This is a genomic window from Streptomyces sp. SID3212 (genome assembly GCF_009865405.1).
In the GTDB taxonomy this organism is placed as follows: domain Bacteria; phylum Actinomycetota; class Actinomycetes; order Streptomycetales; family Streptomycetaceae; genus Streptomyces.
In genome coordinates this window covers 1-518 of sequence record NZ_WWJY01000416.1, presented here as the reverse complement: position 1 = coordinate 518, position 518 = coordinate 1, and the positions used below count along the sequence as shown (strand labels likewise).

At 77.0% G+C, this 518-nt stretch carries 1 pseudogene; it reads left to right on the top strand.

The features are described 5' to 3' along the window. Positions 1-271: pseudogene (locus GT042_RS12550) on the top strand (pyridine nucleotide-disulfide oxidoreductase); the annotation flags it as partial. Between the last annotated feature and the right edge of the window lie 247 nt (positions 272-518).

Sequence of the window (518 nt, the reverse complement as noted above, 5' to 3'; positions counted from 1 at the left end):
GGGCGCGCACGCCGCCCTCGCGATCGCCGCCGACCTGCGCGGCGAGGAGCCGCCGCCGCTGCGGTTCGGCTATGTGCTCCAGTGCGTGAGCCTCGGCCGCCGGGACGGGGTGATCCAGCCCGTCCGGGCCGACGACTCCCCCCGCGCCCGGGTCCTCACCGGCCGCCCGGCCGCCTACGTCAAGGAACAGGTGGTCGTGTCCACGGTCCGCATGCTGCGCCTGGCCTCCCGCCGCCCCTCCGCCATCCGCTACGTCCCCGGCTTCGGCTAGGACTCCTGCCCGGTTTCGGCTGGGGCTCTCGCCCGGTTCCGTTTCGGGCTCTGCCCGGTGGCTGCGCGGGGTCACGGCGCAGCACCGATCGCTCCTAGACCTTGCAGGTGATGACCGCGGCTGCGGCGGCGGTGACCGCGCCGGCGTTGGCGGCGACCGCCGCTTCGGCGGAGGTGACAGCGGCGGTCGCGGTCGCGGTGGCGGTCGTGGCGGCGGCGGTGACGGCGGCCGTGTCCGGCGGGACGGC